This is a genomic window from Rhodopseudomonas palustris HaA2 (genome assembly GCF_000013365.1).
In the GTDB taxonomy this organism is placed as follows: Bacteria; Pseudomonadota; Alphaproteobacteria; order Rhizobiales; family Xanthobacteraceae; genus Rhodopseudomonas; species Rhodopseudomonas palustris_J.
Window position 1 is genome coordinate 5,195,682 of sequence record NC_007778.1, and the last position, 25,852, is coordinate 5,221,533.

Below are 25,852 nucleotides of genomic sequence, written 5' to 3' on the forward strand. Positions count from 1 at the left end.
TCTTTCTGTGATAGACTAACTCTATATGAACACCAACATCACCCTCCGTCAGCTCGGCTTCCTGGTCGCCGTCGCCGACACCCTGAATTTCTCGCGCGCGGCCGAGCAGTGTTTCGTCACCCAACCGACGCTGAGCGCCGGTTTGAAGGAGCTCGAGGATCGGCTCGGCGTCGTGCTGGCGGAGCGCACCAAGCGCTCGGTGCTGCTGACGCCGGTGGGTGCGGTGATCGCCGCGCGAGCTCGCGCGGTGCTGCTGGCGGCGCGCGAAATCGAAACGCTCGCCGCAACCCAGGCTGCGCCGGATACCGGCGATCTGCGGCTCGGCGCCATCCCCACCATCGGGCCTTATCTGATTCCGCGCGCGCTGCCCGAAATCCGCCGAGCCTTTCCCGGCCTCCGATTGCTGATGCGAGAAGAGATGACCGAGCCGCTGCTCGATGGCCTGCATCACGGGCGGCTCGATCTGATCCTGTTCGCGCTACCGTTCGAGACCAGCGGCATCGAGATCATGGAGCTGTTCGAGGACGGCTATCATCTCGCAGCACCACCCGGCAGCTTCGGGCCGGAGCCGGTGCGCGTGTCCCAGCTCGACGGCGCCCGACTGATGCTACTGGAGCGCGGCCATTGCCTGCAACGCCACGCGCTGAGCGCCTTCCCCGACCACGACATCCAACAGGACGAGAGCTTTTCGGCGACGTCGCTATCGACCTTGATCTCGATGGTCAGTGAAGGATTGGGCATCACCCTGCTGCCGGATCTGGCGCTCGACGCCGGCGTTCTCGGCGGACAGAACGTGGCGATCGCGCCGCTGCCGGACGCCTGTCCGCGCAAGGTGGTGCTGGCGTGGCGAACGACCTCCGCCCGCGCCGAACTGTTCCGCAGCCTCGGCGACATCTTCCGGCGCACCCGCGGTCTAGTCCGCCCGCCGCGCTGAGGCGGCCGCATCGACCTTGACTCGAATTCATGCAACTGCATTTAATCGCGGGATAAGTCCCATCTCCCCGAGGAGGAAGCCGTCCATGAAACTGTATTATTCGCCCGGCGCGTGTTCGCTCTCGCCGCACATCGCACTCAGCGAATCCGGCCTGCCGTTCGAGCTGGTCAAGGTCGACCTCCGGGCGAAGAAGCTGGAAAACGGCGACGACTATACGCAGATCAATCCGAAAGGCTCAGTCCCGGCGCTGGGCCTGGACGACGGCAGCGTGCTGACCGAAGGCCCGGCGATCGTGCAGATGATCGCCGACAAGATCGGCGGCGGCAAGCTCGCACCCGAGAATGGCACGCCCGAGCGCTACCGCCTGCAGGAATGGCTGAACTTCATCTCCACCGACCTGCACAAGAGCTTCGGCCCGCTGTTCTCCCCGGTGCTCGGCGACGACGCCAAGCAGTTCTTCAAGGACCGCATCGCCAAATATTTCGCCTATGCCGACAAACAGCTCGCCGGCAAGGACTACCTGATGGGCTCGTCGTTCACGGTGGCGGACGGCTATCTGTTCGTGATCCTGAGCTGGGCCGAGCGGATGAAGATCGACACTTCGGCGTTTCCGAACCTCGTCGCCTTCAAGGCCCGCGTCGGCGCCCGCCCGCAAGTGCAGGCCGCGCTGCAGAGCGAAGGGCTGATGCAGAAGGCGTGAGCGCGCTTCAGCGTCATTGCGAGCAGAGCGAAGCAATCCAGCTCGACACACGTGATGTCTGGATTGCTTCGTCGCTGCGCTCCTCGCAATGACGACTGAAACGACCAGACGACAAAAGGGCCGGATCACGATGATCCGGCCCTTTTTCATTCGGCCTTCGAATTCGATCCGAAGCCTTGCAAAAGCGGCGGCGGGCTCCCTCGCCCCGCTCTTCGCGGGGAGAGGGTTGGGGTGAGGGGCGACGCGAGCACTGATTCTCGACTGTGTGGAAACGCGCCCCTCACCCGGATCACCGCTTCGCGCTGATCCGACCTCTCCCCGCGCGCGGGGAGAGGCAAGTAACGACTTACGCCGCGGCCTGCTTCTTCGGGGCGAAGCGCTGGTAGAAGGTTTCGCCGGTCTTGGCCATGTCTTCGAGCAGCTTCGGCGGCGTGAAGCGCGAGCCGTATTTGCCCTCGAGCTTGTGGCACAGTGCCACGAACTCCTTGGTGCCCATGAAGTCGATGTAGCTCAGCGTGCCGCCGGTGAACGGCGCGAAGCCGAATCCGAGGATGGAGCCGACATCGGCCTCGCGCGGATCGGTGATGACGTGATCCTCGACGGTGCGCGCGGCTTCGACCGCCTGCACCACCAAGAAGCGCTGCTTCAGTTCCTCGACGTCGACCGTATCCGGATCGACGTGCTTGGGCTGCAGTGCGCCGATGCCGGCCCACAGCGCCTTCTGGCCCTTGCCCTTCTCCGGATAGTCGTAGAAGCCCTTGGCGTTCTTGCGGCCGAACCGGCCCTGCTTCTCCACCATCTCGACCATCAGCTTCTTCTGCTGCTGATCGACCGCCTGTTCGCCGAGATCGGCCTCGGTGGCCTTCATGATCTTCAGCACCAGATCGAGCGCGACCTCGTCGGCGAGCGACAGCGGCCCGACCGGCATGCCGGCCATCTTCGCCGCGGTCTCGATCATCGGCGCCGGGATGCCTTCCATCAGCATCTCGAGGCCTTCGGCGGTGAAGCGCAGCACGCAGCGGTTGGCGAAGAAGCCGCGCGAATCGTTGACCACGATCGGGGTCTTGTTGATCTGACGGGTGTAGTCGAGCGCGGTCGCGAGCGCGACGTCGCCGGTGTTCTTGCCGACGATGATTTCGACCAGCATCATCTTCTCGACCGGCGAGAAGAAGTGGATGCCGACGAATTTCGACTGGTCCTTGAACTCCTCGGCCAGCGAATTGATCGGCAGCGTCGAGGTGTTGGAGGCGAAGATCGCGCCTTCCTTCAAGAGCGGTTGCGCCTTGGCGTAGGTCTCGGCCTTGATCTTACGATCCTCGAACACCGCCTCGATCACCAGGTCGCAATCCGAGATCGCGTTGTAGTCCGGCGTGGCCGTGATGCGCGACATCAGCGCTTCGGCGTCGGCCGGCTTGGCGCGGCCCTTGGCAATCAGGCCGTCGATCACGCTCTTGCAGTGCGCCTTGCCCTTGTCGGCGCTCTCCTGATCGCGATCGATCAGCACCACGTCGATGCCGGCCTTGGCCGAGACGTAGCCTACGCTGGCGCCCATGAAGCCGGCGCCGATGATGGCCAGCTTCTTGACCTTGGTCGGCGGCACGCCCTGCGGGCGGCGCGCGCCCTTGTTCAGCTCCTGCATCGACAAGAACAGGCTGCGGATCATCGCCGCGGCTTCCTTGGTCTGCAGCACCTTGGCGAAGTAGCGCGACTCGATCCGCAGCGCCGTATCCATCGGCACCAGCAGGCCCTCGTAGACGCAGCTCATGATCGCGCGCGCGGCCGGGTAGTTGTCGTAGGTCTCGCGGCGATAGATCGCGTTGCCGGCCGGGAACATCATCATGCCCTGCTTGGAGAACACCGGACCGCCGGGCAGCTTGAAGCCCTTCTCGTCCCACGGCGCCACAGCCTTGCCGCCGCCCTTGATCCAGTCCTTCGCGGTCTGGATCAAATCCGCGGCCGGCACCACGGCGTCGACCAGCTTCCAGGCCTTGGCCTTGTCGAGCTTGATCTGGTCGCCCTTGAGCAGGATCGTCATCGCGTCCTGCGGCGAGACGATACGCGGAATCCGCTGGGTGCCGCCGCCGCCGGGGAACAGGCCGACCTTGATCTCGGGCAGGCCGAGCCGCGACTTCGGATTGTCGGCGGCGACGCGATAGTGGCAGGCCAGCGTCACTTCGAAGCCGCCGCCGAGCGCGAGGCCGTTGATCGCCGCGACCCACGGCTTGCCGCTGGTCTCGATGCTGCGCAGGATCTGCGACAGCTTGCGGCTCTCGTCGAACAGCATCTGCTGCGCGGCCTCCTCGCCCTTGTCCTTGCGGATCTGGGCGAACTGCCGGTTCATGGTTTCCAGCATCGACAGGTCGGCGCCGGCGCAGAACGCCTCCTTGGCGGAGGTGATCACCACGCCCTTGACCGCGGCGTCCTTGGTGGTCTGCTCGACGATCGCGCCGAGTTCCTCGATGGTCGCGGCGTCCAGCACGTTCATCGACTTGCCGGGCAGGTCCCAGGTCACCAGCGCAATGCCGTCGGCGTCGGTTTCGAGCTTGAAGATCTTGAAGGTCATTGATTAGCTCCTTCGATGCCAGCAGCCGTTGCGGCGCGGCGGTGTGGGTGTTTGTAGGGTGGGCAAAGGCGCGCCTCGCGCCGTGCCCACGTTCACGCAATGAATGCGATGGTGGGCACGCTTCGCTTTGCCCACCCTACGGCGTCAGACGCGTTCGATGATCGTCGCGGTGCCCATGCCGCCGCCGATGCACAGCGTCACCAGCGCGGTCGCCTTGCCGGTGCGCTCGAGCTCGTCGAGCACGGTGCCGAGGATCATCGCGCCGGTCGCGCCGAGCGGATGGCCGAGCGCGATCGCGCCGCCGGTCACGTTGATCTGGTCGTTGTCGATCTCGAACGCCTGCATGAAGCGCAGCACCACCGAGGCGAAAGCCTCGTTGAGCTCGAACAGGTCGATGTCGCTCTTCTTCATGCCGGAGCGCTCGAACAGCTTCTTGGTGACGTCGACCGGGCCGGTCAGCATCATCGCCGGCTCGGAGCCGATATTGGCGAAGGCGCGAATTTTTGCGCGCGGCTTGAGGCCGTGCTTGGCACCGGCTTCCTTGCTGCCGAGCAGCACCGCGCCGGCGCCATCGACGATGCCGGAAGAGTTGCCGGCATGATGGACGTAGTTGACCTTCTCGATCTCCGGATGCGACTGGATCGCCACCGCGTCGAAACCGCCCATCACCGCCATCGGCGCGAACGACGGCTGCAACTGCCCGAGCGACTGCATCGTCGTCGATGGCCGCATGTGCTCGTCCTTGGCCAGAATGGTCAGGCCGTTGATGTCCTTGACCGGCACGACCGATTTGGCGAAGCGGCCTTCTTCCCACGACTTCGCCGAGCGCTGCTGGCTCTGCACCGCATAAGCGTCGACGTCGTCCCGCGAGAAACCGTATTTGGTCGCGATCAAATCGGCCGAAATGCCCTGCGGCATGAAGTAGGACGGCACAGCCATCGACGGGTCCATCGGCCAGGCGCCGCCGGAGGCGCCGATGCCGATGCGGCTCATCGATTCCGCGCCGCCGCCGATCACCAGCTCGTGCTGGCCGCTCATGATCTGCGCCGCAGCGAAGTTCACCGCGTCGAGGCCCGAGGCACAGAAGCGGCTGATCTGGATGCCCGGCACGGCTTCGCCGAGGCCCGCGTTCATCGCCGCGAACCGCGCGATGTCCGAGCCGGCCTCACCGACCGGATCGACCACGCCGAGGATGACGTCGTCGACCACGTCCTGCTTCAGGTTGTTGCGTTCCTTCAGCGCTTTCAGCGGTACGGTGGCGAGCGCCAGCGCGGTCACCTCGTGCAAGGCGCCGTCGGCCTTGCCGCGGCCGCGAGGCGTGCGAACGTGATCGTAGATATAGGCTTCGGGCATCGGTTCTCTCCCGTATCGGTCCGTGCTCAGGATGCCGGACGAATTGAACAATCGCGTGTCATTTCGTCATTGCGAGGAGCGATAGCGACGAAGCAATCCAGTCTTTGGGTGCGGCTTCTGGATTGCTTCGCTTCGCTCGCAATGACGCTTGGGGCTTGCTCAGAACGCTTCCGCCGGCAATTCCATCACCGTACCGCTGCCGGCCTGGATTCGCGCGAGATGCAGCGCGGTGCCCGGCAGGGTTCGCTCGGCAAAAAACCGGCCGGTGACGAGCTTGGTGGTCAGATAGGGCGTGGCGCCGTCGGCGGCAATCTTGTCCTGTGCCACCTTGGCCATCTTCGCCCACATGTAGCCGCAGGCCACCAGGCCGAACAGCTGCATGTAATCGGTGGCGCCGGCGCCGGCATTGTCGGGCGCCGCCATCGCGTTCAGCATCAGCCAGGTGGTGGCCTGCTGCAGATGGCTGAGCGAGGTCGACAGCGGCGTGACGAACGGCTTCATCGCCTCGTCGCCGCCGTGCTCCTTGGCGAAGGCGCCGACCTCGGCGAAGAACGCCATCACCGCGCGGCCGCCGTCGCGCGGCAATTTGCGGCCGACGAGATCCAGCGCCTGAATGCCGTTGGCGCCCTCGTAGATCATCGCGATGCGGGCATCGCGGACGAACTGCTCCATGCCGTTGGCGGCGATGTAGCCGTGGCCGCCATAGACCTGCTGCGCCAGCACCGCGTTGGAGAAGCCGACGTCGGTCAGCACGCCCTTCAGAACCGGCGTCATCAGGCCGAGATGATCGTCGGCGATCTGCCGCTCCTTGGCGTCGTCGGAACGGTGCGCGACGTCGCTCTTCAGCGCCGTCCACATCACCAGCGCGCGCGCCGCCTCGTTGAAGGCGCGGATGGTGAGCAGCACGCGGCGCACGTCCGGATGCACGATGATCGGATCGGCCGGCTTGTCGGTCGCCTTCGGTCCCGACAGCGCACGGCCCTGCAGACGCTCGCGCGCATAGGCCACCGCGTTCTGATACGCGACCTCGGACTGCGCGAGGCCCTGCACGGCGACGCCGAGGCGAGCCTCGTTCATCATCACGAACATGCCCTGCATGCCCTTGTTTTCTTCGCCGATCAGCCAGCCGGTGGCATCGTCGTAGTTCATTGTGCAAGTGGCGTTGCCGTGGATGCCCATCTTGTGCTCGATCGAGCCGCACATCACGCCGTTGCGGGCGCCGAGCGAACCATCGGCATTGACCAGGATCTTCGGCACCACGAACAGCGACACGCCCTTGATCCCGGCGGGCGCGCCTTCGATCCGTGCCAGCACCAAATGGATGATGTTCTCTGACAGGTCGTGCTCGCCGGCGGAGATGAAGATCTTGGTGCCGGTGATCTTGTAGCTGCCGTCGGCCTGCTTCACCGCCTTGGTGCGCAGCAGTCCGAGATCGGTGCCGCATTGCGGCTCGGTCAGGTTCATGGTGCCGGTCCACTCGCCGGCGGTCATCTTCGGCAGATACAGCGCCTTCTGCTCGGCATTGCCGTGGACCAGCAGCGCCGCGGCGGCGCCCATGGTCAGGCCGTGATACATCGAGAACGCCATGTTGGCGGAGATCTGGAATTCGGCGACGGTCTGCGTCAGCGTCACCGGCAGGCCCTGGCCGCCGAATTCCGGCGGCGACGACAGGCCGAGCCAGCCGCCTTCGGCGATCTGCTTGTAGGCTTCCTTGAAGCCCTTCGGCGTCGTGACGCTGCCGTCGTCGTGGCGGACGCAGCCCTCGCGGTCGCCGACCGCATTCAGCGGCGCCAGCACCTGCTCGGAGAGCCGCGCCGCCTCGTTGATGATCGCGTCGCGCACGTCGGGTGCCGCGTCCGCGAAGCCGGGCAGGTTGTTGTACTTGTCGAAGTGAAACACGTTGTTCAGCAGGAAGCTGACATCTTCAACCGGAGCCTTGTAGATCGTCATGCGGTTCTCTCGATCGGGATTGTTGTGAGGTGTCCGCCATCCGAGTGATCTCGAACGGCGGCGAGGGAAATTCGGCCGGTCGCAGCGCCTTATTGTCGCGCCAGTTGCTCTCCCATCAGCCGATGCAGCAGGTTGATCGCTTTCAGTGGTCTTACCATGACCTTGAAACGGGTAATACGGCCATCCTCGGCGAAAGTGATGATGTCGACGCCGTTGAGCTTGATGCCGTCGATCACGTTCTCGAACTCGAGCACCGCGCCGTTGTCGCTGCGCCATTCGCCGACATAGCTGAAACCCGGGCCGCCCAGCACCTTCTCGGCGCTCGTGAGGTACTTGAACACGATGTCGCGCCCGGCCTGCGGCGTGTGAACGACCGGGCTCTCGAACACCGCGTCGGGATGCAGCAGCTCCCACAACGCCGCGGCGTCGTGGGATTTCATGAAGGCGTACCACTTGTCGAGCCCGGTCAAGGCCATCGGCGACGCTCCAGATCAACGAGACATAAATACAAAGGGAACGTGGGGTGAGGGAGGATGTTGCCGAACAGGCGGCGCCGCAACATCAATCGACACGCGCAGCTGACGCAGGCCGCGAAGCGGCCGTCAGGGGCATCCAGCGCTGGACCGAGATGGCATGCACGAGCGCTCCTCCACCAGGATGATCCCGGCAGCCGTAGGGGCCGCATTCTGTCGGATCATCTCCATACACCTATGAATGGCATGTAACGGCGCGGCTTGGACCTGTCAATACACTGGTGTATGGTCCGGCCATGGATTCAGATACCAAGGACCGGCTGACACGTTCGGACTGGCTCGCGCACGGGCTGCGGACGCTGGCCAGGCACGGGGCGAATGCCCTCAAGGTCGGCGATCTCGCGGCCGGGCTGGAGGTGTCGCGGGGCAGTTTCTACTGGCACTTCAGGGACGCCACCGATTTCCGCCTGCAACTCCTGCAGCTCTGGCAGGAGCGAGCGACCGACCAGGTGTTTCGCGACATCGACGCCGCCATCGTCGGGCCGGCGCGGCTGACGCATCTGATGAAGCTCGCCTTCAACGAGGACCGAAGCCTCGACCGGGCGATCCGCGAGCTTGCGGCGACCGATCCCACTGCGGCGGCGATGGTCGCCTCGGTGGATGCCCGGCGCATCGACTATCTGTCGAAGCTCATGATCGAGTCGGGCGTCGAAGGCCGGCGCGCGCTACCGCGGGCCGAATTTCTGTACTGGGCCTATATCGGTCAGACCGCGGTGCTGAACCCGGCCCACACCGTCGTGACGGAATCGGATATCGACGATTTGAGCGCCCTGTTCACCCGATAGCGAGCGAACACACCGGGCGACCGCGCGAAGGTGTGGCGGGCGGGTCGCGACCGGCAACTTTACGGCGCAACCGCCCAAATCCTTAACTCGGTATTTACCCTAACAGGAAAAAGTCGATGCCAGAGGCGGCCCTCCCGCATTGAATTCGGGTGTCTTTCGGCACGGACACGACGGGGAGGATTCGCGGGCGCCGCAGGCGCCGGTTCGGAAGCGGACAAGGGCATGAATCGCGTATCGTGGAGCGTCGAGGGCATCGAACCGTCAGTGCGCGAAAGGGCGGAGGCCGCCGCCCGGCGCGCTGGCATGTCGCTCGCCGACTGGATCGACGGTCAGCTCGGCGACAGCGCACCTCAGCCGCACCCGACGGCCGACACGACCCGGGAGTCGATCCGCGCCCCGCTGGCGGAAAAGAACGCGACCGAGGTCGCCGAAATTCACCAACGGCTGGATTCCATCGCCCGCCAGATCGACCAGATTTCACGCCCCCCGGTGCGCAGCGAGCCCGGCGTGGCGCGGCAGCTCAACGACGCGATTTCGCGACTCGACGCAAGGCTCGCCCGGATCACCGAACCCAAGGTCGCTACGGCGGCCCCCTCAGCCGTCGCGCCGACGCAGGCCGCGCCGCCCCGAGCCGCTGCCTCCGCCCCGCAATCGCCGACCGAACGCGTCGAGCACGCCGCGGCGCAGGTCTATCACGCCTCGCCGCCGCTCGATCCGAGTGCGCTCGATCGCGCGATCGCCGAGATCGCCGCGCGCCAGTCCGAGCTCGACGCCCCGGTGGAGCGGATGCCGCTGCGCCAGTCGCCGCCGATCGCGCCGGCGATGGCGCCGCCGCAGGCACGGCCGGGGCCCGACTTTTCCAGCCTCGAGCAACAGCTCCTCAAGATCACCAGCCAGATCGACGCGCTGCAGCGCCCCGACGTGATCGAGCAATCGATCGCGGCGTTCCGCGCCGATCTCGCCGATATCCGCCAGACCATCACCGAAGCATTGCCGCGCAAGGCGATCGAATCGCTCGAAAGCGAGATCAGATCGCTGTCGCAGCGGCTCGACGAGACCCGTGCCAACGGCAGCGACGCCGGCGTGATCGCCGGGATCGAACGCGCGCTCGGCGAAATCCGCGATGCCTTGCGCTCGCTGACGCCGGCCGAGCAGCTCGCCGGCTTCGACGAGGCGATCCGCAATCTCGGCGGCAAGATCGACATGATCGTGCGCAACAGCGACGATCCCGGCACGCTGCAACAGCTCGAGAATGCAATCGGCGCATTGCGCGGCATCGTCTCCAACGTCGCCTCCAACGAGGCGCTGGCGCAGCTCAGCGACAACGTTCACACGCTGGCCGACAAGGTCGATCAGCTCGCCCGCGCCGACAGCCACAGCGATTCCTTCGCGGCGCTGGAAAGCCGGATTTCGGCGCTGACCGCGGCGCTGGAGAACCGCGAACGGCCGATCGCCACCGAATCCACCGAGCAGCTCGAAGGCGCGGTGCGGGCGCTGTCGGAGCGGCTCGATCAGATGCCGGTCGGCAACGACGGCTCGTCGGCGTTCGCTCATCTCGAACAGCGTGTTTCCTACCTGCTCGAGCGGATGGAAGCCGCCGCCGTCCAACGCGGCAGCGGCGATCTCGGCCGGGTCGAGGAAGGGCTGCAGGACATCCTCCGGATGCTCGAGCGGCAGCAGGAGAGCTTCCACCGCATCGCCGATCTCGGTCGCGCGCCGGCCGCGCCGCCGTTCGACCCGGGCGTCGTCGAGTCGATCAAGCGCGAAATTTCCGACATCCGCCTGAGCCAGTCGCAAACCGGACGCCACACCCAGGATTCGCTGGAAGCGGTTCACAACACGCTCGGCCACGTCGTCGACCGGCTGGCGATGATCGAAGGCGATTTGCGCAAGGCGCGGTCCGCGCCGCAACCCGCGGCGGCGCGCGAACCCGCCCAGCCGCAGCAGCCGGTCGTCACGCCTCCGCCGGCGGCGCCGCAAATCTCGCTGCCGCCGCGCCCGGAGATGCCGAATCCCGCAGCCGCGACCGCGTTCGCGGCCGCTCCGCGGGAGTTCGCGCCGACGCGGCCCACGGAACAGCCCGAGCCGACGCCGGGACCGCGGGCGATCATGGATATTCTGGCGCCGCCCGTCAGCCGCCCCTCGGCCCCTGAGCCGCAGATCGCGCCGCAAAGGCTCGCCGCCGATGCCTCGCTGCCACCGGATCATCCGCTCGAACCCGGCACCCGCCCTCCCGGCCGGGTGGCGTCGCCGTCGGAACGCATCGCAGCCTCGGAGAGCGCCATCAGCGAATTCGCCGGCGCCAAGCCGGAGCCCGCCAGCAGCTCGAATTTCATCGCGGCCGCCCGCCGCGCCGCGCAGGCCGCGGCAGCGGCCACCACCCAATCCGGCGACAAGCCCAAGGGCGACGGCGGCAAGTCCGGCCCGGCTCCCGGCAAGCCGGGATCGACCATCGGGTCCAAGATCCGCTCGCTGCTGGTCGGCGCCAGCGTCGTGGTGATCGTGCTCGGCACCTTCAAGATGGCGATGAATCTGCTCGATGACGGCCACCCGACCCCGGCCGCCAGCCTCAGCGAACCGGCGCCGCAGGACTTGATGCCGCAGAGTGGGGACGAAGAGATCGAGCCGCCCGCGGCGAACCCCGCCACGCCGACGCCCGCCCCGTCGATGACATCGCCGACCCCGATCAATCGGCAGTCGCTGTTCGCGCCGCCGCAAACGCCTGCTGCGCCGCCCGCGCCGTCCACCGCTCCTGCCTCCGCCGACGTCACCGGGACGATCCCGACGCCGCAGGTCAACGCCGCCGCAAACACCACGGTCACGGCCACGGTCGCGATTCCGGCCGGCGAAACCCTCCCCGACGCGATCGGCGGACAGGCGCTGCGCAAGGCCGCGCTGAAGGGCGACGCCGCGGCGGCCTACGAGGTCGGCAACCGCTACGCCGACGGCAAGGGTATCACCGCGAATTTCGAGGAAGCGGCGAAGTGGTACGGCCGCGCGGCGCAAGCCGGCATCGTGCCGGCGATGTTCCGGATGGGGACCCTCAACGAGAAGGGCCTCGGCGTGAAGAAGGACCTCGACACGGCCCGGCGCTTCTACATTCAGGCGGCGGACCGCGGCAACGCCAAGGCCATGCACAATCTCGCGGTGCTCGACGCCGATGGCGGCGCCAAGGGCGCCAACTACAAGAGCGCTGCGGAATGGTTCCGCAAGGCGGCCGAGCGCGGCGTCGCCGACAGCCAGTTCAACCTCGGCATCCTCTATGCCCGCGGCATCGGCGTCGAACAGAACCTCGCCGAATCGTTCAAATGGTTCAGCCTCGCCGCCGCCCAGGGTGACGCCGATTCCGCGCGCAAACGCGACGACGTCGCCAAGCGGCTCGACCCGCAGTCGTTGTCGGCGGCCCGGCTCGCGATCCAGACCTTCACCGTGGAGCCGCAGCCCGACAGCGCCGTCAAGGTCGCGGCGCCGGCCGGCGGCTGGGACGCGCAGGCGACCGCCACAGCCAAACCAGCGACCAGCAAGCGCGCCGCGCGTTAAGCCTGTTCGTTCACCGTCTTGAAAACGATCCGGCCGCCGGGCTGAAAAAAGCCCGGTCGTCGCGGATTCGTTAATCCCTGCTCAGCCCGATTTCGGCTATTCAGGGTTGTCGGGTCGACGATCCGCGCTTTCAGCCACAGCGACGAACTCCGAAGCGACCGCGCGTGCAGCTTTATCTCCCGATCGCAGACCTGCCGGTCAACGTCCTGCTCATCCTCGCGATGGGCGCCGCGGTCGGGTTCGTGTCCGGCATGTTCGGCGTCGGCGGCGGCTTTCTACTCACCCCGCTGCTGATTTTCGTGGGCATCGCGCCCGCCGTCGCGGTGGCGTCCGTCACCAGCCACATGGCGGCCTCGTCGTTTTCCGGGGCTTTGTCGTATTGGCGGCGCCGCGCGATCGATCCGATGCTGGCCTTCGTGCTGCTGTGCGGCGGCATCGCCGGCACCGCCCTCGGCGTGTGGTTCTTCGTGCTGATGCGTTCGATCGGCCAGCTCGATCTGACGATTGCGCTGGCCTATGTGGTGCTGCTGACGGGAGTCGGCGGGCTGATGGTCTATGAGGGCCTGCGAGCGATCCTGCGCACCCGCCGCGGCGAAGTCGCGCTCAGTGGCCGCACCGGCAACCGCAACTGGATCCACGCGCTGCCGCTGAAGATCCGGTTCAAACGTTCCAAGATGTATCTGTCGGTGATCCCGGTGGTGACGATCGGCCTCCTGATCGGCTTCATCGGCGCGGTGATGGGCGTCGGCGGCGGCTTCATTCTGGTGCCGATGCTGATCTATCTGCTGCGGGTGCCGACCAGCATGGTGGTCGGCACGTCGATGGTGCTGACGCTGGTGACGATGCTGATCGCCACCATCCTGCACGCTGCGACCAACCATCTGGTCGACGCGGTGCTGGCGCTGATGCTGATGATCGGCGGCGTCACCGGGGCGCAGTTCGGCGCCCGCGCCGGCCAGCGCATCCGCAGCGAGCAGCTGCGGCTGTTGCTGGGCCTTCTGGTGCTCGGGGTCGGGGTCCGCTTCGGTGTCGAGCTCGGCATCCGCCCGGACGAGCTTTTCACCATCCGTGATACGGGGCCGAGCTGATGGCACGGCGTCGCTTATCGGCCTTCGCATTCACCGTCGCAGCTGCGTTCGGGCTCGCCTGCGCCTGGCCGGCGCAGGCCGAGAAACTGATCGTCTCCGTCTCCAACGCCCGGGTCACCGTGACGCCGAATTATTCCGGCGGCGAGCTGGTGCTGTTCGGTTCGGTCGAGCGCGACTCTCCGGCGCCGGTCGCGCAGATGCCCTACGACCTCGTGGTCACCGTGATCGGCCCGCGCACGAACATGGTGACGCGGCGCAAGGAACGGAAATTCGGGATCTGGATCAACAGCGATTCGCGCGAATTCCTGATGGTGCCGAGCTATCTGGCGGTGTTTTCCAACCGCCCGATCGAGGCCATCGCCGCGCCCGACGTGCGGCGGCGGCAACAACTCGGCATCAGACACACGCTGCTGACGCAGCGGATCGGCACCGACTATGCCGACGTCGTCGCCGACGATCAGTTTCGCACCGCCTTCGTCCGGCTCCGCGAGGAACGCAAGCTGTACGAGCAGGACCCCGCGGCGGTGAAGTTCCTCACGCCGACGCTGTTCCGCACCGGCATTCCATTGCCGGCCGAAGTGCCGATCGGCAGCTACGAAGTGCACATCAAGCTGCTCGGCAATGGCGAATTGCTGACCCAGACCGAGACCTCCTTCGAGATCGCCAAGGTCGGCTTCGAACAATTCGTCGCCACCGCGGCGAAGCAGCACGGCATCATCTACGGCCTGGTGACCGCCCTGATGGCGCTCGCGACCGGATGGATGGCGTCGATCGTCTTTCGTCGCGACTGACCATCCCGCACGCGTCAATCCGGGGCGCGTTCGACGCGCGGGGCCGAACAGGGCCTTTCAGCAGCAGCGCGACGCTGCGATGGCGTGGAGACGGTGGTCGCCGAGGACATGGGCGATGACCACGGCCGAGCCGAACAGCCTGGCGAAGGCTGCATCGCGGATGTTGAGCCCGCCCGCATAGGCGCCGAACGCCGGCATCACCATGCGGCTGCCGTCGCCGGCGAAGCAACGCCGCTCGACGCTGCGGCCGCGGCGGCTGACCCGCGCCTTGGGATGCAGATGGCCGGCGATTTCGCCGTGCGCCCCGGTCGGCTCGTGGCGGAAGATCACGCCGCCGAGCGCGACCTCGTCGGCGACGCAACCGCCGAGATCGGCGGGCAGCGCCGGATCATGGTTGCCGGCGATCCAGATCCAGTCACGGCCCGCCTGCAGGGCCATCAGGATATCGCGATTGCCGCCTGACAGCCGGCCATGCGCGTCGCGATCGTGAAAACTGTCGCCGAGCGCGATCACCGTGCGCGGATTGAAACGCGTGACCACGGCGCCGAGCCGGCCCAGCGTGGCGACGGTATCGTAAGGCGGCAGCAGCACGCCGCGCATCGCATAGCTCGAGCCTTTTTCGAGATGCAGGTCGGAGACGACCAGCAGCCGCTCGCGCTCCCAATACAGCACGCCGGACAGATCGGCGGCGAACGTAGCGCCGGCAATCGATACTGCGGAGTCGTTGATCGGAAGCGGATCAGCAAACATCGTCATGGCCGGGCTCGTCCCGGCCATCACGATGGACACGGGGGGAAGCAGTGGTCGTGGATGCCCGGGACAAGCCCGGGCATGACGGAGCGGATGCGGAACATCCAGTTCTTCTAGCGACGCTCGGTCGCCTCGCGCACCAGTTCGTCGGCCGCGTCGGCGAGCAGTTCGTCGGAAGCCTCGCCGTACACGGCTTCGCGGCCGATTTCCAGCATCACCGGCACCGCCAGCGGCGACACGCGATCGAGTTCCTTGTGGACGATGCGCCCCTTGATTCGCGTCAGCATATCACTGAGGCGCCGTAAATCGAGCAGCCCCGTGGCGGCGTCGGCGCGCGCGGCGCGCAACAGCACGTGGTCGGGCTGGTGCTTGTTGAGCACGTCGTAGACCAGGTCAGTCGAGAACAGCACCTGGCGCCGCGATTTTTCCTCGCCGGCGAAGCGCCGCGCGATCAGCCCGGAGATGATCGCCGCGTAACGGAAGGTGCGTTTCATCAGCGCCGATTCGGCGAGCCAGGCTTCGAGATCGTCGCCGAGCATATCCGGATCGAACAGCGCGTCGAGATCGAGCCGCCCCTGCCGGATCATGTGAGACGTATCGCCGAGCCCCCACACTGCGAGCGCATATTCGTTGGCGACGAAGCCGAGCGGCCGGGCGCGGGCACGCTCCAGCCGCCGCGTCAGCAGCATGCCGAGCGTCTGATGCGCCAGCCGTCCTTCGAACGGGTAGCAGACCAGGTAGTATTTGGCGGCGCGCGGAAAGGTTTCGACCACGAGCTCGCTGCGGCCCGGCACGCGCGACGCCTTGCTCTGCAGCGCGAGCCAGTCACGCACTTGATCAGGAAGCCCCTTCCACGCCTGCTTGTCGGCGAGCAACCCGCGGACGCGTTCGGCCAGATAGGTCGAGAGCGGGAACTTGCCGCCCATATAGGACGGCACCCGCGCATCCTTGTCGTGCGCGCGGGAGACGTAGACCTGATCCTCCATCAGCGCCTCGTAGCGCACCACCTCGCCGCCGAACACGAAGGTGTCGCCCGGCGTCAGGCCCTCGATGAAGTACTCCTCGATCTGGCCGAGCATCCGGCCGCCGCGCGCGATCGCGCCGGTATGGCCGCCGCCTTTGGACTTCGCCGAGCGCACCAGCTTCACCTTCAGCATCGCCTCCTCGACGATGGTGCCGACATTCAGGCGATAAGCCTGCCGCACCTTCGGATTGGCGACGCGCCACTTGCCCTGCTTGTCCTGCCTGATGCGCGCGAAGCGCTCATAGCTCTTCAGCGCGTAGCCGCCGGTGGCGACGAAATCGAGCGTATCGTCGAAATCAGCCCGGCTGAGATCGGCGTAAGGTGCCGCACTCCGCACTTCCTTGTACAATTCATCTGCGACGAACGGCTCGCCGCAGGCGCAGCCGAGGATGTGCTGCGCCAGCACGTCGAGCGCGCCGGTGCGTTGCGGCGGGGTGTCCTGCGCGTTTTCGGCGACCGCATCGATTGCGGCAGCGCATTCCAGCACTTCGAAGCGATTGGCCGGCACCAGCACCGCGCGCGACGCCTCGTCGAGCCGGTGATTGGCGCGGCCGATCCGCTGCATCAGCCGCGACGAGCCTTTCGGCGCGCCGACATTGACGACCAGGTCGATGTCGCCCCAGTCGATGCCGAGATCGAGCGAAGAGGTGCACACCACGCCACGCAGCCGCCCCGCCGCCATCGCGTCCTCGACCTTGCGGCGCTGCGCGACGTCGAGCGAACCGTGATGCAGCGCGATCGCCAGATTGTCGTCGTTCATGCGCCAGAGTTCCTGGAACAGCATCTCCGCCTGGCTGCGGGTGTTGACGAACACCAGCGTGGTGGTGTTGCGCCGGATCAGGTCGTAGATCTCGGCCAGCGCATGGCGCGCCGAATGCCCGGCCCAGGGCAGCCGCTCCTTGGTGTCGAGCATCTCGACGATCGGCTGCGCCGCGCCGCGGGCGACGACGATGTCGGCCTGTTCTCCCTCTCCCCTTGTGGGAGAGGGCCGGGGTGAGGGGTAGGCTGCGGGCTCGGCGCCCGCGCTCGCCCCCTCACCCGTCGCCTCACTGCGTTCGGCGCCACCCTCTCCCACAAGGGGAGAGGGAACGAACGGCTGCGGCACCAGGAAGCGCGCGAGCTCATCGGGATCGGCGACCGTCGCCGATAGCCCGGTGGCGCGAAGCTGCGGCGCGATCCGCCAAAGCCGCGCCAGCCCCAGCGACAGCAGATCGCCGCGCTTCGAGGTCACCAGCGCGTGCAGCTCGTCGAGCACGATGCGCTGCAGGGAACCGAACAGATAGGGCGCATCGTCGGACGCCAGCAGCAGCGCGAGCTGTTCCGGCGTGGTCAGCAGAATGTCCGGCGGATATTTGCGTTGCCTCGCGCGTCGCGACACCGGCGTGTCGCCGGTGCGGGTCTCGACCCGGATCGGCAGATTCATCTGCGCGATCGGCGCTTCGAGATTGCGGGCGATGTCGACCGCCAGCGCCTTCAGCGGCGAAATATACAGTGTATGGAGACCGCGGCTCGAACCCTCTCCCCGCGCGCGGGGAGAGGGTGGCGCGGCAAGCGCAGCTCGGCGCGCCGGGTGAGGGGGCGCCTCGGCGCACACAGCTGCCCCGGCAATGGGCAACTCATCAGCCCCCTCACCCGACTTGCCGGCTACGCCAGCTAGTCGACCTCTCCCCGCAATCGGGGAGAGGTTAGGCGCCGCCTCGCTCAACTCCACCAGCGTCGGCAAAAAGCCCGCCAGTGTCTTGCCGGCGCCGGTCGGGGCGATCAGCAGCGCCGAGCGTTGCGCGCGCGCCTGTCGCAGCAACGCTAGCTGGTGCGCGCGCGGCGTCCAGCCGCGTGCGGCGAACCAGTGCCGAAAGCGGTCGGGCAGCAGATCGAGGGGAGCGTCGGAATCGGCGATGGTCACATCGCCAAGCTAGGCATTCGTCGCGTCAAAATCGAGATCGTCGCGCGGCTCCGCCGGCCATGCGATCCGGAAACGCAAAACGCCCGCCGAAGGCGGGCGTCCCGTCAGCGCTGGACGCGGTGAGATCCGTTATTCAGCGACCGGCTTGTCGGACACGATCCAGTCCTTGCCGCTGAATTCCATCGTGTAGAGCGTCTTGATCGAAGTGTAGTCGTCCGGCTTGTAGGAGTAGCTCACGCCGGGCAGCATGTGCGGAGCGCGGAATCCGCCCAGCATCGACGCCTGCTTGATGACGTTTTCACGCGTCAGATCGTCGCCGCAGCGGCGCAGAATTTCCGCCATGGCGGCGGCCTGCGCATAGCCGGAGAACGCGATCGAATTGTCCGGCGTGACGTTCGGCAGGTACTTCTTGCGCAATTCCTCGAACGCCATCACGTCGGGGTCGCCGGCGTATTTCGGCGATCCGATGTCCTTGGTATAGGCGATCGCCACGATCCCCTTGGCGTTGTCGAGGCCTGCGGCCTCGAGAATCGAGCGCCCGGTCGAGCCGGCCGACAGCAGTTGCAGCGGCTTCCAGCCGAGTTCCACGACCTTGCGGATCGACTGCGACGACGCCTTGCCGGTGGTGATGTTGTAGAACACGTCGGCGCCGGATTTCGACAGATTGATCATCTGCGAGTCGATGGTCGGCTCGGTCAGATCGTAGCTGGCCTCGGCGATCACCTTGGCCTTGCCGCCGGCGTCTTCCAAAACCTTCTTGAACGGGCCGAGGAAGTCACGGCCGAAATCGTCGTTCTGATAGAGGATCGCGATCTTGGCGTCCGGTTTCACGCTGAGCACGTATTTGGCGAGAATCCGCGCCTCGGTCGGATAGAGCGGCAGACCCGCCATGGTCCATTTGAAGTTCTTCGGGTCGTTCCATTTCGACGCGCCGGTGTTCAGCAGCAGCTGCGGCACCTTCTTGTTGTTGAGATATTTGTGGACAGCCGTCTGCGGCGCGGTGCCGAGCGAGCCGTACAGCGCCAGCACCTCTTCCTGCTCGACCAGCCGCCGGGTGGCTTCGACCGCCTTCGGCGCGCTGTAGGAATCGTCCAGGGTCAGGAATTTGACCTTGCGGCCGTTGATGCCGCCCTTGTCGTTCAGCATCTGGAAATAGGCTTCGCCGACGCGGCCGAGCACGCCATAGAGCGAACCGGGACCCGAATGCGGCACGGTCTGGCCGATCTTGATTTCAGTGTCGCTGGCGCCGGGATCGTATTTCTTCTCCGCCGCTGCAGCCGATGTGGCCGCAAGCATAACCGCGGCCACCGCGGCTGCCGACGCGAAAACGGAATTCGGGCGTAAATTCATTGAGTTTCCTCCCCTGTTGTGCCGGTTCGCTGGCGCGTCCGGTTCTCGTTTGCCGCGGCTTGAATCGCTCTTTGCGGCAAGTCATCCTGTGCGGAACACTTCAGGACCGCAACCCTCGGCGCGCGAAATTGGAGCGGGATTTGCCGCTTGGCGGCAAATTCGAATGAATTTGTCGATTCTTCCCAGCGACTTGGTGCCGCAGCCTCCGGCGGACTTCGCTCCGCTCGGATTCAGTCCGTTAATCAATCATTTACGGCGAGGCCGGGGACCGATTTTCAGCGACTGTGGCCGCACGGGTACAGCGCAAAGAGGGCATGCCGGGTAATAGTTGGGCAATTGTCAGGAAGGTCCACTCATGAAAAAGATTCTCGTCGGCGTCGCGCTCATTGGCTCAGCCGTCAGCGCCCAGGCGGCCGATCTTGCCGTCAAAGCCCCGTACCTCAAGGCGCCGATCGCGGCCGTCTATGACTGGACCGGCTTCTACATCGGCGCGAACGTCGGCGTCGGCCTCGGTCGTGACCTTCAGACCCATGCCGTCCCGGCGGGCGGCGTTGCCTCGCACCTGTCGCCCCAGGGGGTGATCGGCGGCGGTCAGATCGGCTACAACTGGCAGTCCAATACCACCTTCCTCGGTCCGTTGCTGATCGGCGTCGAAGCCGACATCCAGGGCAGCGGTATGACCGACGGCCATACCACCCTGAGCAGCCCGCTCGGCGCGGCCAACTACAATCAGAAGCTGGACTGGTTCACCACCGTGCGCGGCCGCGTGGGCTTGGTGCGCGGCCCGGTGGTCGGCTACTTCACTGGCGGTTTCGCCGCCGCCAACGTCAAGACCACCGTTACCCAGATCGGCGGCATCGTGCCGTTCGCCTTCAGCGAGACCCGCACCGGTTGGACCATCGGCTCCGGCGTCGAAGCGGCGATCGGCGGCAACTGGACCGGCAAGATTGAATATCTGTATCTCGACCTCGGCAACCGCAACGACGTGTTCGGCACCCAGGCGCTGCGCACCGAATATCGCGAGAGCATCTTCCGCGTCGGCCTCAACTATCGCATCGGCGGCAACGGCATGTACATCACGCCGCCCCCGGCGAACTGGGCCGGCCTGTATCTCGGCGGCAATTTCGGCGGCGCCACCGCGCGCAACCGGACGACCTCGTCGGTGATCTTTAGCGAGAACTTCAACCTCTCGCCGGACGGCTTCGTCGGCGGCGGTCAGATCGGCTACAACTGGCAGGCTTCGAACTGGGTGTTCGGTGCGGAGGCCGACTTCCAAGGCTCGACCCAGAAGGATGACCGGGCCGCGGTGTTAAGTTCGCTCCTCCTTTACAACCAGAAGCTTCCCTGGTTCGGCACCGCCCGCGCCCGCCTCGGCTACACGGTCGGCTCGACCCTGTTCTACGCCACCGGCGGTTACGCTTACGGCAACGTCAAGACCAACGTCGTGACCGCGTTCAGCAACGAGACCTTCAACCGCTCGCGCAGCGGCTATGCGGTCGGCGCCGGCGTCGAGACGCCGTTCCAGCTGTTCGGCCTGCTCGGCCCGAACTGGACCTCGAAGACCGAATATCTCTACGTCGACCTCGGCTCGACCACCGACTCGTTCTTGGGCGGCGCAGCCGTGAGCACCTCCAAGGTGACCAATCACATGCTCCGCACCGGCATCAACTATCACTTCAACCAGCCGGTTGTTGCGAAGTACTAAGCCTTCCCGACAGCGACGACAGATATCGAACCCCGGCCTCACGGCCGGGGTTTTTGTTTGGATGATGCCGCAGCGGCGCGGCGGGAAGCCTCCGCTTCCCGCTGAAAGAGAAGCCGGTCGACGGAACCGGGCGGGTCGAGACTCGTTTGCAGTCGAGGCCCGCCTATATGTCGTCGATGCGCCCGCAAGACATCCTGATGCCCCAAGCCGAAGGCCTGTGCTGCAAGCCAGGGGGCTTCCACATCGACCCGGTGCGGCCGGTCGAACGGGCCGTGATCACGCATGGCCATTCCGACCACGCCCGGCCCGGCCACGGCGCGGTGCTGGCGACGCAGGAAACGCTCGACATGATGCGGCTGCGCTACGGCGAAAATTTCGCCGGCAGCACGCAGGCGATCGGCTACGGCGAAACGATCCGGCTCGGCGAGACGACAGTGACCTTCCATCCGGCCGGCCACGTGCTCGGTTCGGCGCAGGTGGCGGTCGAATGCGGCGGCCTCCGGATCGTTGCCTCCGGCGACTACAAGGACGCGCCGGACCCGACCTGCACGCCTTTCGAACTCGTCCGGTGCGACGTCTTCATCACCGAGGCGACCTTCGGGCTGCCGGTATTTCGCCATCCCGACGCAACCGGGGAAGTGCGCAAGCTGCTCGGATCCGTCGCGCTGTTTCCGGAGCGCGCACATCTGGTCGGCGCGTACTCGCTGGGCAAGGCGCAGCGGGTGATCGCACTGATCCGCGATGCCGGCTATGATGCACCGATCTATCTGCACGGCGCGATGGAGAAGATCACGCGTTACTATGCCCAGCGCGGTTTGCCGCTCGGCGAGCTGCGGCCGGTCAAGGGGGTGAAGAAGGCCGAGCTCGCCGGCACCATCACGCTGGCGCCGCCGTCCGCGACGTCCGATCTGTGGACGCGGCGCTTCCCCGATCCGCTCACAGCCTTCGCCTCCGGCTGGATGCGGGTGCGCGCCCGCGCGAGGCAGCGCGGCGTCGAGCTGCCGCTGGTGATTTCCGACCACGCCGACTGGGACGGCCTGACCGCGACCATCGCCGCAACGGGCGCCGGCGAAGTCTGGGTCACCCACGGCCAGGAAGACGCGCTGGTGCATTGGTGCCAGCGCAAGGGCCTCACCGCGCGCCCGCTCGATCTGGTCGGCTACGGTGACGAAGACGAAGACGTCGGCCTGGCGGCGGGCGAGACCGAGGCCGCCGAGGCATGAACCGGTTCGCCGAATTGCTCGACCGCCTCGCCTATGAGCCCGGCCGCAACAACAAGCTGCGGCTGATCACCAATTACTTCCGCGCCACCGAAGACCCCGACCGCGGCTATGCGCTGGCCGCGCTGACCGGCGCATTGTCGTTTCGCCACGCCAAGCCCGGCCTGATCCGGACTCTGATCGCCGAACGCACCGATCCGGTGCTGTTCGGCCTGTCCTACGACTATGTCGGCGACCTGTCGGAGACGGTCGCGCTGATGTGGCCTGCGCCGCGAGGCCGAGCCTCCTCCCCTCCCCCTTGCGGGGAGGGAGCCTGCCCCGGACTTGATCCGGGGTCGGGGGTGGGGGTCGACAACGGGAGCTTTTCCTCGGCGCACCCTCACCCCACCCCTCTCCCGCAAGCGGGAGAGGGAGCGCGCAGTCCGTCGGGTGAACACACCTCTCCACTATCCGACGCAGCAACGAAAGCTGGCCACAACAACCCGCCGCCGCCGACGCTCACCGACATCGTCACCACGCTGCACAGCCTCGGCAAGGCCGAGCTGCCGGCGCAGCTTGCGCGCTGGCTCGACGAACTCGACGAGACCGGACGCTGGGCGTTGTTGAAGCTCGTCACGGGCGGCCTGCGGATCGGCATCTCGGCGCGCCTCGCAAAGACCGCTGCCGCAGCGCTCGGCGATAAGGATCCGCACGACGTCGAACTGGTCTGGCCCGGGCTCGAGGCGCCCTATCTCGACTTGTTCGCCTGGCTCGACGGCCGCGGCCCGCAGCCGGTCAACCGCGATCCGGCGCCGTTCCGCCCGGTGATGCTGGCGCATGCGGTCGAGGACGCCGACTTCGAGGCCATGACCCCGGCCGACTACATCGCCGAATGGAAATGGGACGGCATCCGCGTCCAGGCGGTGAGCGGCATCGGCGACGACGGCGAAACCGTGGTGCGGCTGTATTCGCGCAGCGGCGAGGACATCACCATGAGCTTCCCGGACCTGTTGCCATCGCTGCGGCTGCCCGGCGCGATCGACGGCGAACTCCTGGTGCTGCGCGAAGGCCGGGTGCAGTCGTTCAACGTGCTGCAGCAACGGCTCAACCGCAAATCGGTGACGCCGAAGCTGATCAAGGAGTATCCGATTCATCTGCGCGCCTACGACCTGCTCGGCGACGGCGACGCGGATCTGCGGATACAGCCCTTCGTCGATCGACGTGCGCGGCTCGAGCGCTTCATCGCACGGCTCGACGACCCCAGAGTCGATCTTTCGCCGACGGTCGCGTTCGACGATTGGGACGGCTTGCGGGCGGCGCGGCGCGATCCGGCCAGCGCCGGCGCCGGCCTCGACGCCGACGCGGTCGAGGGCGTGATGCTGAAGCGGCGCGACGCGCTGTATCTGCCCGGCCGGCCGAAAGGCCAGTGGTGGAAGTGGAAGCACGACCCGCACATCATCGACGCGGTGCTGATGTACGCCCAGCGTGGCCACGGCAAGCGCTCGTCTTATTACTCCGACTACACTTTCGGGGTCTGGACTGAAGGCGACGACGGCGACCAGCTCGTTCCGGTCGGCAAAGCCTATTTCGGCTTCACCGACGAGGAGCTGCTGCAGATCGACCGCTTCGTCCGCCGCAACACCACCGAGAAATTCGGCCCGGTCCGCCATGTCGTGCACGAGCCCGACCAGGGCCTGGTGCTGGAAGTCGCGTTCGAGGGGCTGCAACGCTCGCCGCGGCACAAGTCCGGCGTGGCGATGCGGTTTCCGCGAATCAGCCGGCTGCGCTGGGACAAGCCGCCGCGCGACGCCGACCGGCTGGCGACGCTGGAACGGATGCTGAAGGCCGACACCGCCGGCCCCGAAAAAGCCGCCCCGAGCAGCCATTGACGCCATCAGGCCGGTTCCCCATCTGCTCGACAGCGATTATCATGCGGCCGCACCGCACGAGGACCCAGTGATGCGCGACGACACCCGAAATATTCCGGCCTCCGACGACAGCCTGACCCGCTTCCTCGGCGGCTCGCCGCTCGCGGTGTTGTTCCGCCTGGTGCTGATGTCGATCCTGGTCGGCGTCGTGCTGGCGGCGATCGGCCTCGATCCGTGGAATATCCTCGTCAGCATCCGGCTGCTATTCCAGCGAATCTGGGATCTCGGCTTCGACGCGATCAGCGGGGTGTGGCGCTACTTCCTGCTCGGCGCGGGGATCGTGATCCCGATCTGGCTGCTGACTCGCCTGTTCGGCACGCCGCGCGGGAGATAATCCGCGCGGATCGGAATTTTGCCTCCCGCCTCGTTCGTCACCTCCCGGCAGGTGTTCGCCATCGCCGGCCCGGCGATGGTCGCCAACCTGACGACCCCGCTGCTCGGCGTGGTCGCCACCACGGCGATCGGACGACTCGGCGACGCCACCATGCTCGGCGGCGTGGCGATGACGTCGGTGATCTTCGACTGCCTGTTCTGGCTGTTCGGCTTCCTGCGGATGAGCACGCTGGCGTTCACCGCGCAGGCACTCGGCGCCGGCGACACCCGCGAAGTGCCCGCTCATCTGGTCCGCGGCCTGATCGTCGCCGCGCTGATCGGGCTGGCGCTGATCGCGTTGCAAGCGCCGATGGCAGCCGCGCTGATCGGCGCGATGGGCGGCAGCGACGGCGTCAGCGCGGCGGCGAAGGCCTACTTCTCCATCCGGATCTGGTCCGCGCCGCTGGTGCTGGCGAATTTCGCCGTGCTCGGCTGGCTGGTCGGGCAGGCGCGCGCCAAGCTCGCGCTCGGCGTGCAGGTCGCGATCAACCTGATCAATATCGCGACGACGATCGCGCTGGTGCTGTGGTTCGAGTTCGGCATCGCCGGCGCGGCGATCGCGGCGGTGATCGCCGAGGGCTCGGGGCTGGTCGTCGGGCTTGCGGTCGCGATCTGGCTGTTCCGCGGCGTGCCGCGGCCGTCGCGCGCCGCCTTGTTCGACTCCGACAAGTTGAAGCGGATGTTCGCGGTCAACCGCGACATCATGATTCGTACTGCCGCGATGATCGCGGTGTTCCTGTTCTTCACCGCGCAGGGCGCCCGCGACGGCGACGTCGTGCTCGCCACCAACTCGGTGCTCAACAATTTCCTGATGGTCAGCGCGTTCTTTCTCGACGGCCTCGCCAACGCCGCCGAGCAGCTCTGCGGCCGAACGCTCGGCGCACGCGACCGCGCCGGCTTCGTCGCGGCGACGCGGCTGGTGATCCTGTGGGGCTTCGGCTTCGCGCTGGTGGTGAGCGCGACCTACGCGCTGGCCGGCCCGATGCTGATCGACGTGATGACGTCGAACGAAGAACTGCGCCGCGCCGCGCGCGACTATCTCTGGCTGGTGACGCTGGCGCCGGTGCTCGGCGTGTTCGCCTTCGCGTTCGACGGCATCTTCATCGGCGCCACCTGGGCGCGCGAGATGCGCAATCTGATGTTGCTGTCGCTGGTGCTGTTCTTCGCGAGCTGGCTGGCACTGCGCCCGCTCGGCAACACCGGGCTGTGGATCGCGCTGCTGCTGCACTACGTCTGGCGCGGCGGGCTGCAGGCGCTGCGCTATCCGGCGATGCTACGCACCTCGTTTCCGGCTGCGACGGCCGGTTCAACTTTCCTAAAATTGACAGCACCGGATTAGCTCGGATTTCACGACAGAATGAGTTGCGGTCAAAACAGCTCTTCG

The 25,852-nt window shown here is 66.6% G+C and carries 18 protein-coding genes; 11 read left to right on the plus strand and 7 right to left on the minus strand.

Going from position 1 to position 25,852, the window contains the following annotated elements:
• Nucleotides 1-25: 25 nt before the first annotated feature.
• Nucleotides 26-934, plus strand: a complete 909-nt coding sequence (locus tag RPB_RS23165; protein WP_011443467.1) for a hydrogen peroxide-inducible genes activator — start codon at nt 26-28, stop codon at nt 932-934.
• 85 nt (nt 935-1,019) lie between these two features.
• The gene (gene gstA / locus RPB_RS23170; RefSeq protein WP_011443468.1) at nt 1,020-1,634 is read left to right on the plus strand and encodes a glutathione transferase GstA; all 615 of its coding nucleotides are present in this window, start codon (nt 1,020-1,022) and stop codon (nt 1,632-1,634) included.
• 346 nt (nt 1,635-1,980) lie between these two features.
• Here gstA and RPB_RS23175 read toward each other — a convergent pair whose 3' ends face one another.
• The 4 genes from RPB_RS23175 to RPB_RS23190 all read right to left on the minus strand — a co-directional run bounded on the left by RPB_RS23175 (nt 1,981) and on the right by RPB_RS23190 (nt 7,976).
• Nucleotides 1,981-4,197: a 3-hydroxyacyl-CoA dehydrogenase NAD-binding domain-containing protein gene (locus RPB_RS23175; RefSeq protein WP_011443469.1), complete on the minus strand. Its 2,217-nt coding sequence runs from the start codon at nt 4,195-4,197 to the stop codon at nt 1,981-1,983.
• A 144-nt stretch (nt 4,198-4,341) separates the two neighbouring features.
• Nucleotides 4,342-5,550, minus strand: coding sequence for an acetyl-CoA C-acetyltransferase (locus RPB_RS23180; RefSeq protein ID WP_011443470.1), 1,209 nt, complete (start codon nt 5,548-5,550; stop codon nt 4,342-4,344).
• Nucleotides 5,551-5,709: 159 nt separating this feature from the next.
• Nucleotides 5,710-7,500 carry an acyl-CoA dehydrogenase C-terminal domain-containing protein gene (locus RPB_RS23185; protein WP_011443471.1) on the minus strand — a complete coding sequence of 597 codons (1,791 nt, stop codon included), beginning with the start codon at nt 7,498-7,500 and terminating at the stop codon, nt 5,710-5,712.
• Nucleotides 7,501-7,589: 89 nt separating this feature from the next.
• Nucleotides 7,590-7,976 (minus strand): nuclear transport factor 2 family protein, encoded by a 387-nt coding sequence (locus RPB_RS23190; protein WP_011443472.1) that lies wholly within the window; start codon nt 7,974-7,976, stop codon nt 7,590-7,592.
• A gap of 293 nt (nt 7,977-8,269) precedes the next feature.
• Between RPB_RS23190 and RPB_RS23195 the strand changes: the two genes are divergently transcribed.
• The 4 genes from RPB_RS23195 (at nt 8,270) to RPB_RS23210 (ending at nt 14,237) form a co-directional block, all read left to right on the plus strand.
• Nucleotides 8,270-8,818 carry a TetR/AcrR family transcriptional regulator gene (locus tag RPB_RS23195; protein WP_011443473.1) on the plus strand — a complete coding sequence of 183 codons (549 nt, stop codon included), beginning with the start codon at nt 8,270-8,272 and terminating at the stop codon, nt 8,816-8,818.
• Between the two features lie 222 nt (nt 8,819-9,040).
• Nucleotides 9,041-12,358: a tetratricopeptide repeat protein gene (locus RPB_RS23200; protein ID WP_011443474.1), complete on the plus strand. Its 3,318-nt coding sequence runs from the start codon at nt 9,041-9,043 to the stop codon at nt 12,356-12,358.
• Between the two features lie 164 nt (nt 12,359-12,522).
• Nucleotides 12,523-13,446, plus strand: a complete 924-nt coding sequence (locus tag RPB_RS23205; RefSeq protein ID WP_011443475.1) for a sulfite exporter TauE/SafE family protein — start codon at nt 12,523-12,525, stop codon at nt 13,444-13,446.
• Complete coding sequence (locus tag RPB_RS23210; RefSeq protein ID WP_011443476.1) at nt 13,446-14,237, plus strand: TIGR02186 family protein; 792 nt, start codon at nt 13,446-13,448, stop codon at nt 14,235-14,237. The genes RPB_RS23205 and RPB_RS23210 overlap by 1 nt, the downstream gene beginning before the upstream one ends.
• Before the next feature lie 57 nt (nt 14,238-14,294).
• Here the strand turns inward: RPB_RS23210 and pdeM are convergent, their stop codons facing one another.
• The 3 genes from pdeM to RPB_RS23225 all read right to left on the minus strand — a co-directional run bounded on the left by pdeM (nt 14,295) and on the right by RPB_RS23225 (nt 19,264).
• Nucleotides 14,295-14,993: a ligase-associated DNA damage response endonuclease PdeM gene (pdeM, locus tag RPB_RS23215; protein ID WP_011443477.1), complete on the minus strand. Its 699-nt coding sequence runs from the start codon at nt 14,991-14,993 to the stop codon at nt 14,295-14,297.
• A gap of 107 nt (nt 14,994-15,100) precedes the next feature.
• Complete coding sequence (locus RPB_RS23220) at nt 15,101-17,914, minus strand: ligase-associated DNA damage response DEXH box helicase (RefSeq protein WP_011443478.1); 2,814 nt, start codon at nt 17,912-17,914, stop codon at nt 15,101-15,103.
• A 129-nt stretch (nt 17,915-18,043) separates the two neighbouring features.
• Nucleotides 18,044-19,264, minus strand: coding sequence for an ABC transporter substrate-binding protein (locus RPB_RS23225; protein WP_011443479.1), 1,221 nt, complete (start codon nt 19,262-19,264; stop codon nt 18,044-18,046).
• Nucleotides 19,265-19,619: 355 nt separating this feature from the next.
• Here RPB_RS23225 and RPB_RS23230 point away from each other — a divergent pair, with 355 nt between their 5' ends.
• The 5 genes from RPB_RS23230 to RPB_RS23250 all read left to right on the plus strand — a co-directional run bounded on the left by RPB_RS23230 (nt 19,620) and on the right by RPB_RS23250 (nt 25,807).
• Nucleotides 19,620-20,969: an outer membrane protein gene (locus RPB_RS23230; RefSeq protein WP_011443480.1), complete on the plus strand. Its 1,350-nt coding sequence runs from the start codon at nt 19,620-19,622 to the stop codon at nt 20,967-20,969.
• Between the two features lie 167 nt (nt 20,970-21,136).
• A complete protein-coding gene (locus tag RPB_RS23235) occupies nt 21,137-22,192 on the plus strand; it encodes a ligase-associated DNA damage response exonuclease (RefSeq protein ID WP_011443481.1) in 1,056 nt (351 codons plus the stop codon).
• On the plus strand, nt 22,189-24,057 hold the full coding sequence (locus RPB_RS23240) for an ATP-dependent DNA ligase (RefSeq protein WP_011443482.1): 1,869 nt from the start codon (nt 22,189-22,191) through the stop codon (nt 24,055-24,057). Before RPB_RS23235 ends, RPB_RS23240 begins: the two co-directional genes overlap by 4 nt.
• 70 nt (nt 24,058-24,127) lie before the next feature.
• Nucleotides 24,128-24,430 carry a DUF6460 domain-containing protein gene (locus RPB_RS23245; protein WP_011443483.1) on the plus strand — a complete coding sequence of 101 codons (303 nt, stop codon included), beginning with the start codon at nt 24,128-24,130 and terminating at the stop codon, nt 24,428-24,430.
• Nucleotides 24,431-24,505: 75 nt separating this feature from the next.
• Nucleotides 24,506-25,807, plus strand: coding sequence for an MATE family efflux transporter (locus RPB_RS23250; RefSeq protein ID WP_080507890.1), 1,302 nt, complete (start codon nt 24,506-24,508; stop codon nt 25,805-25,807).
• Nucleotides 25,808-25,852: the final 45 nt, after the last annotated feature.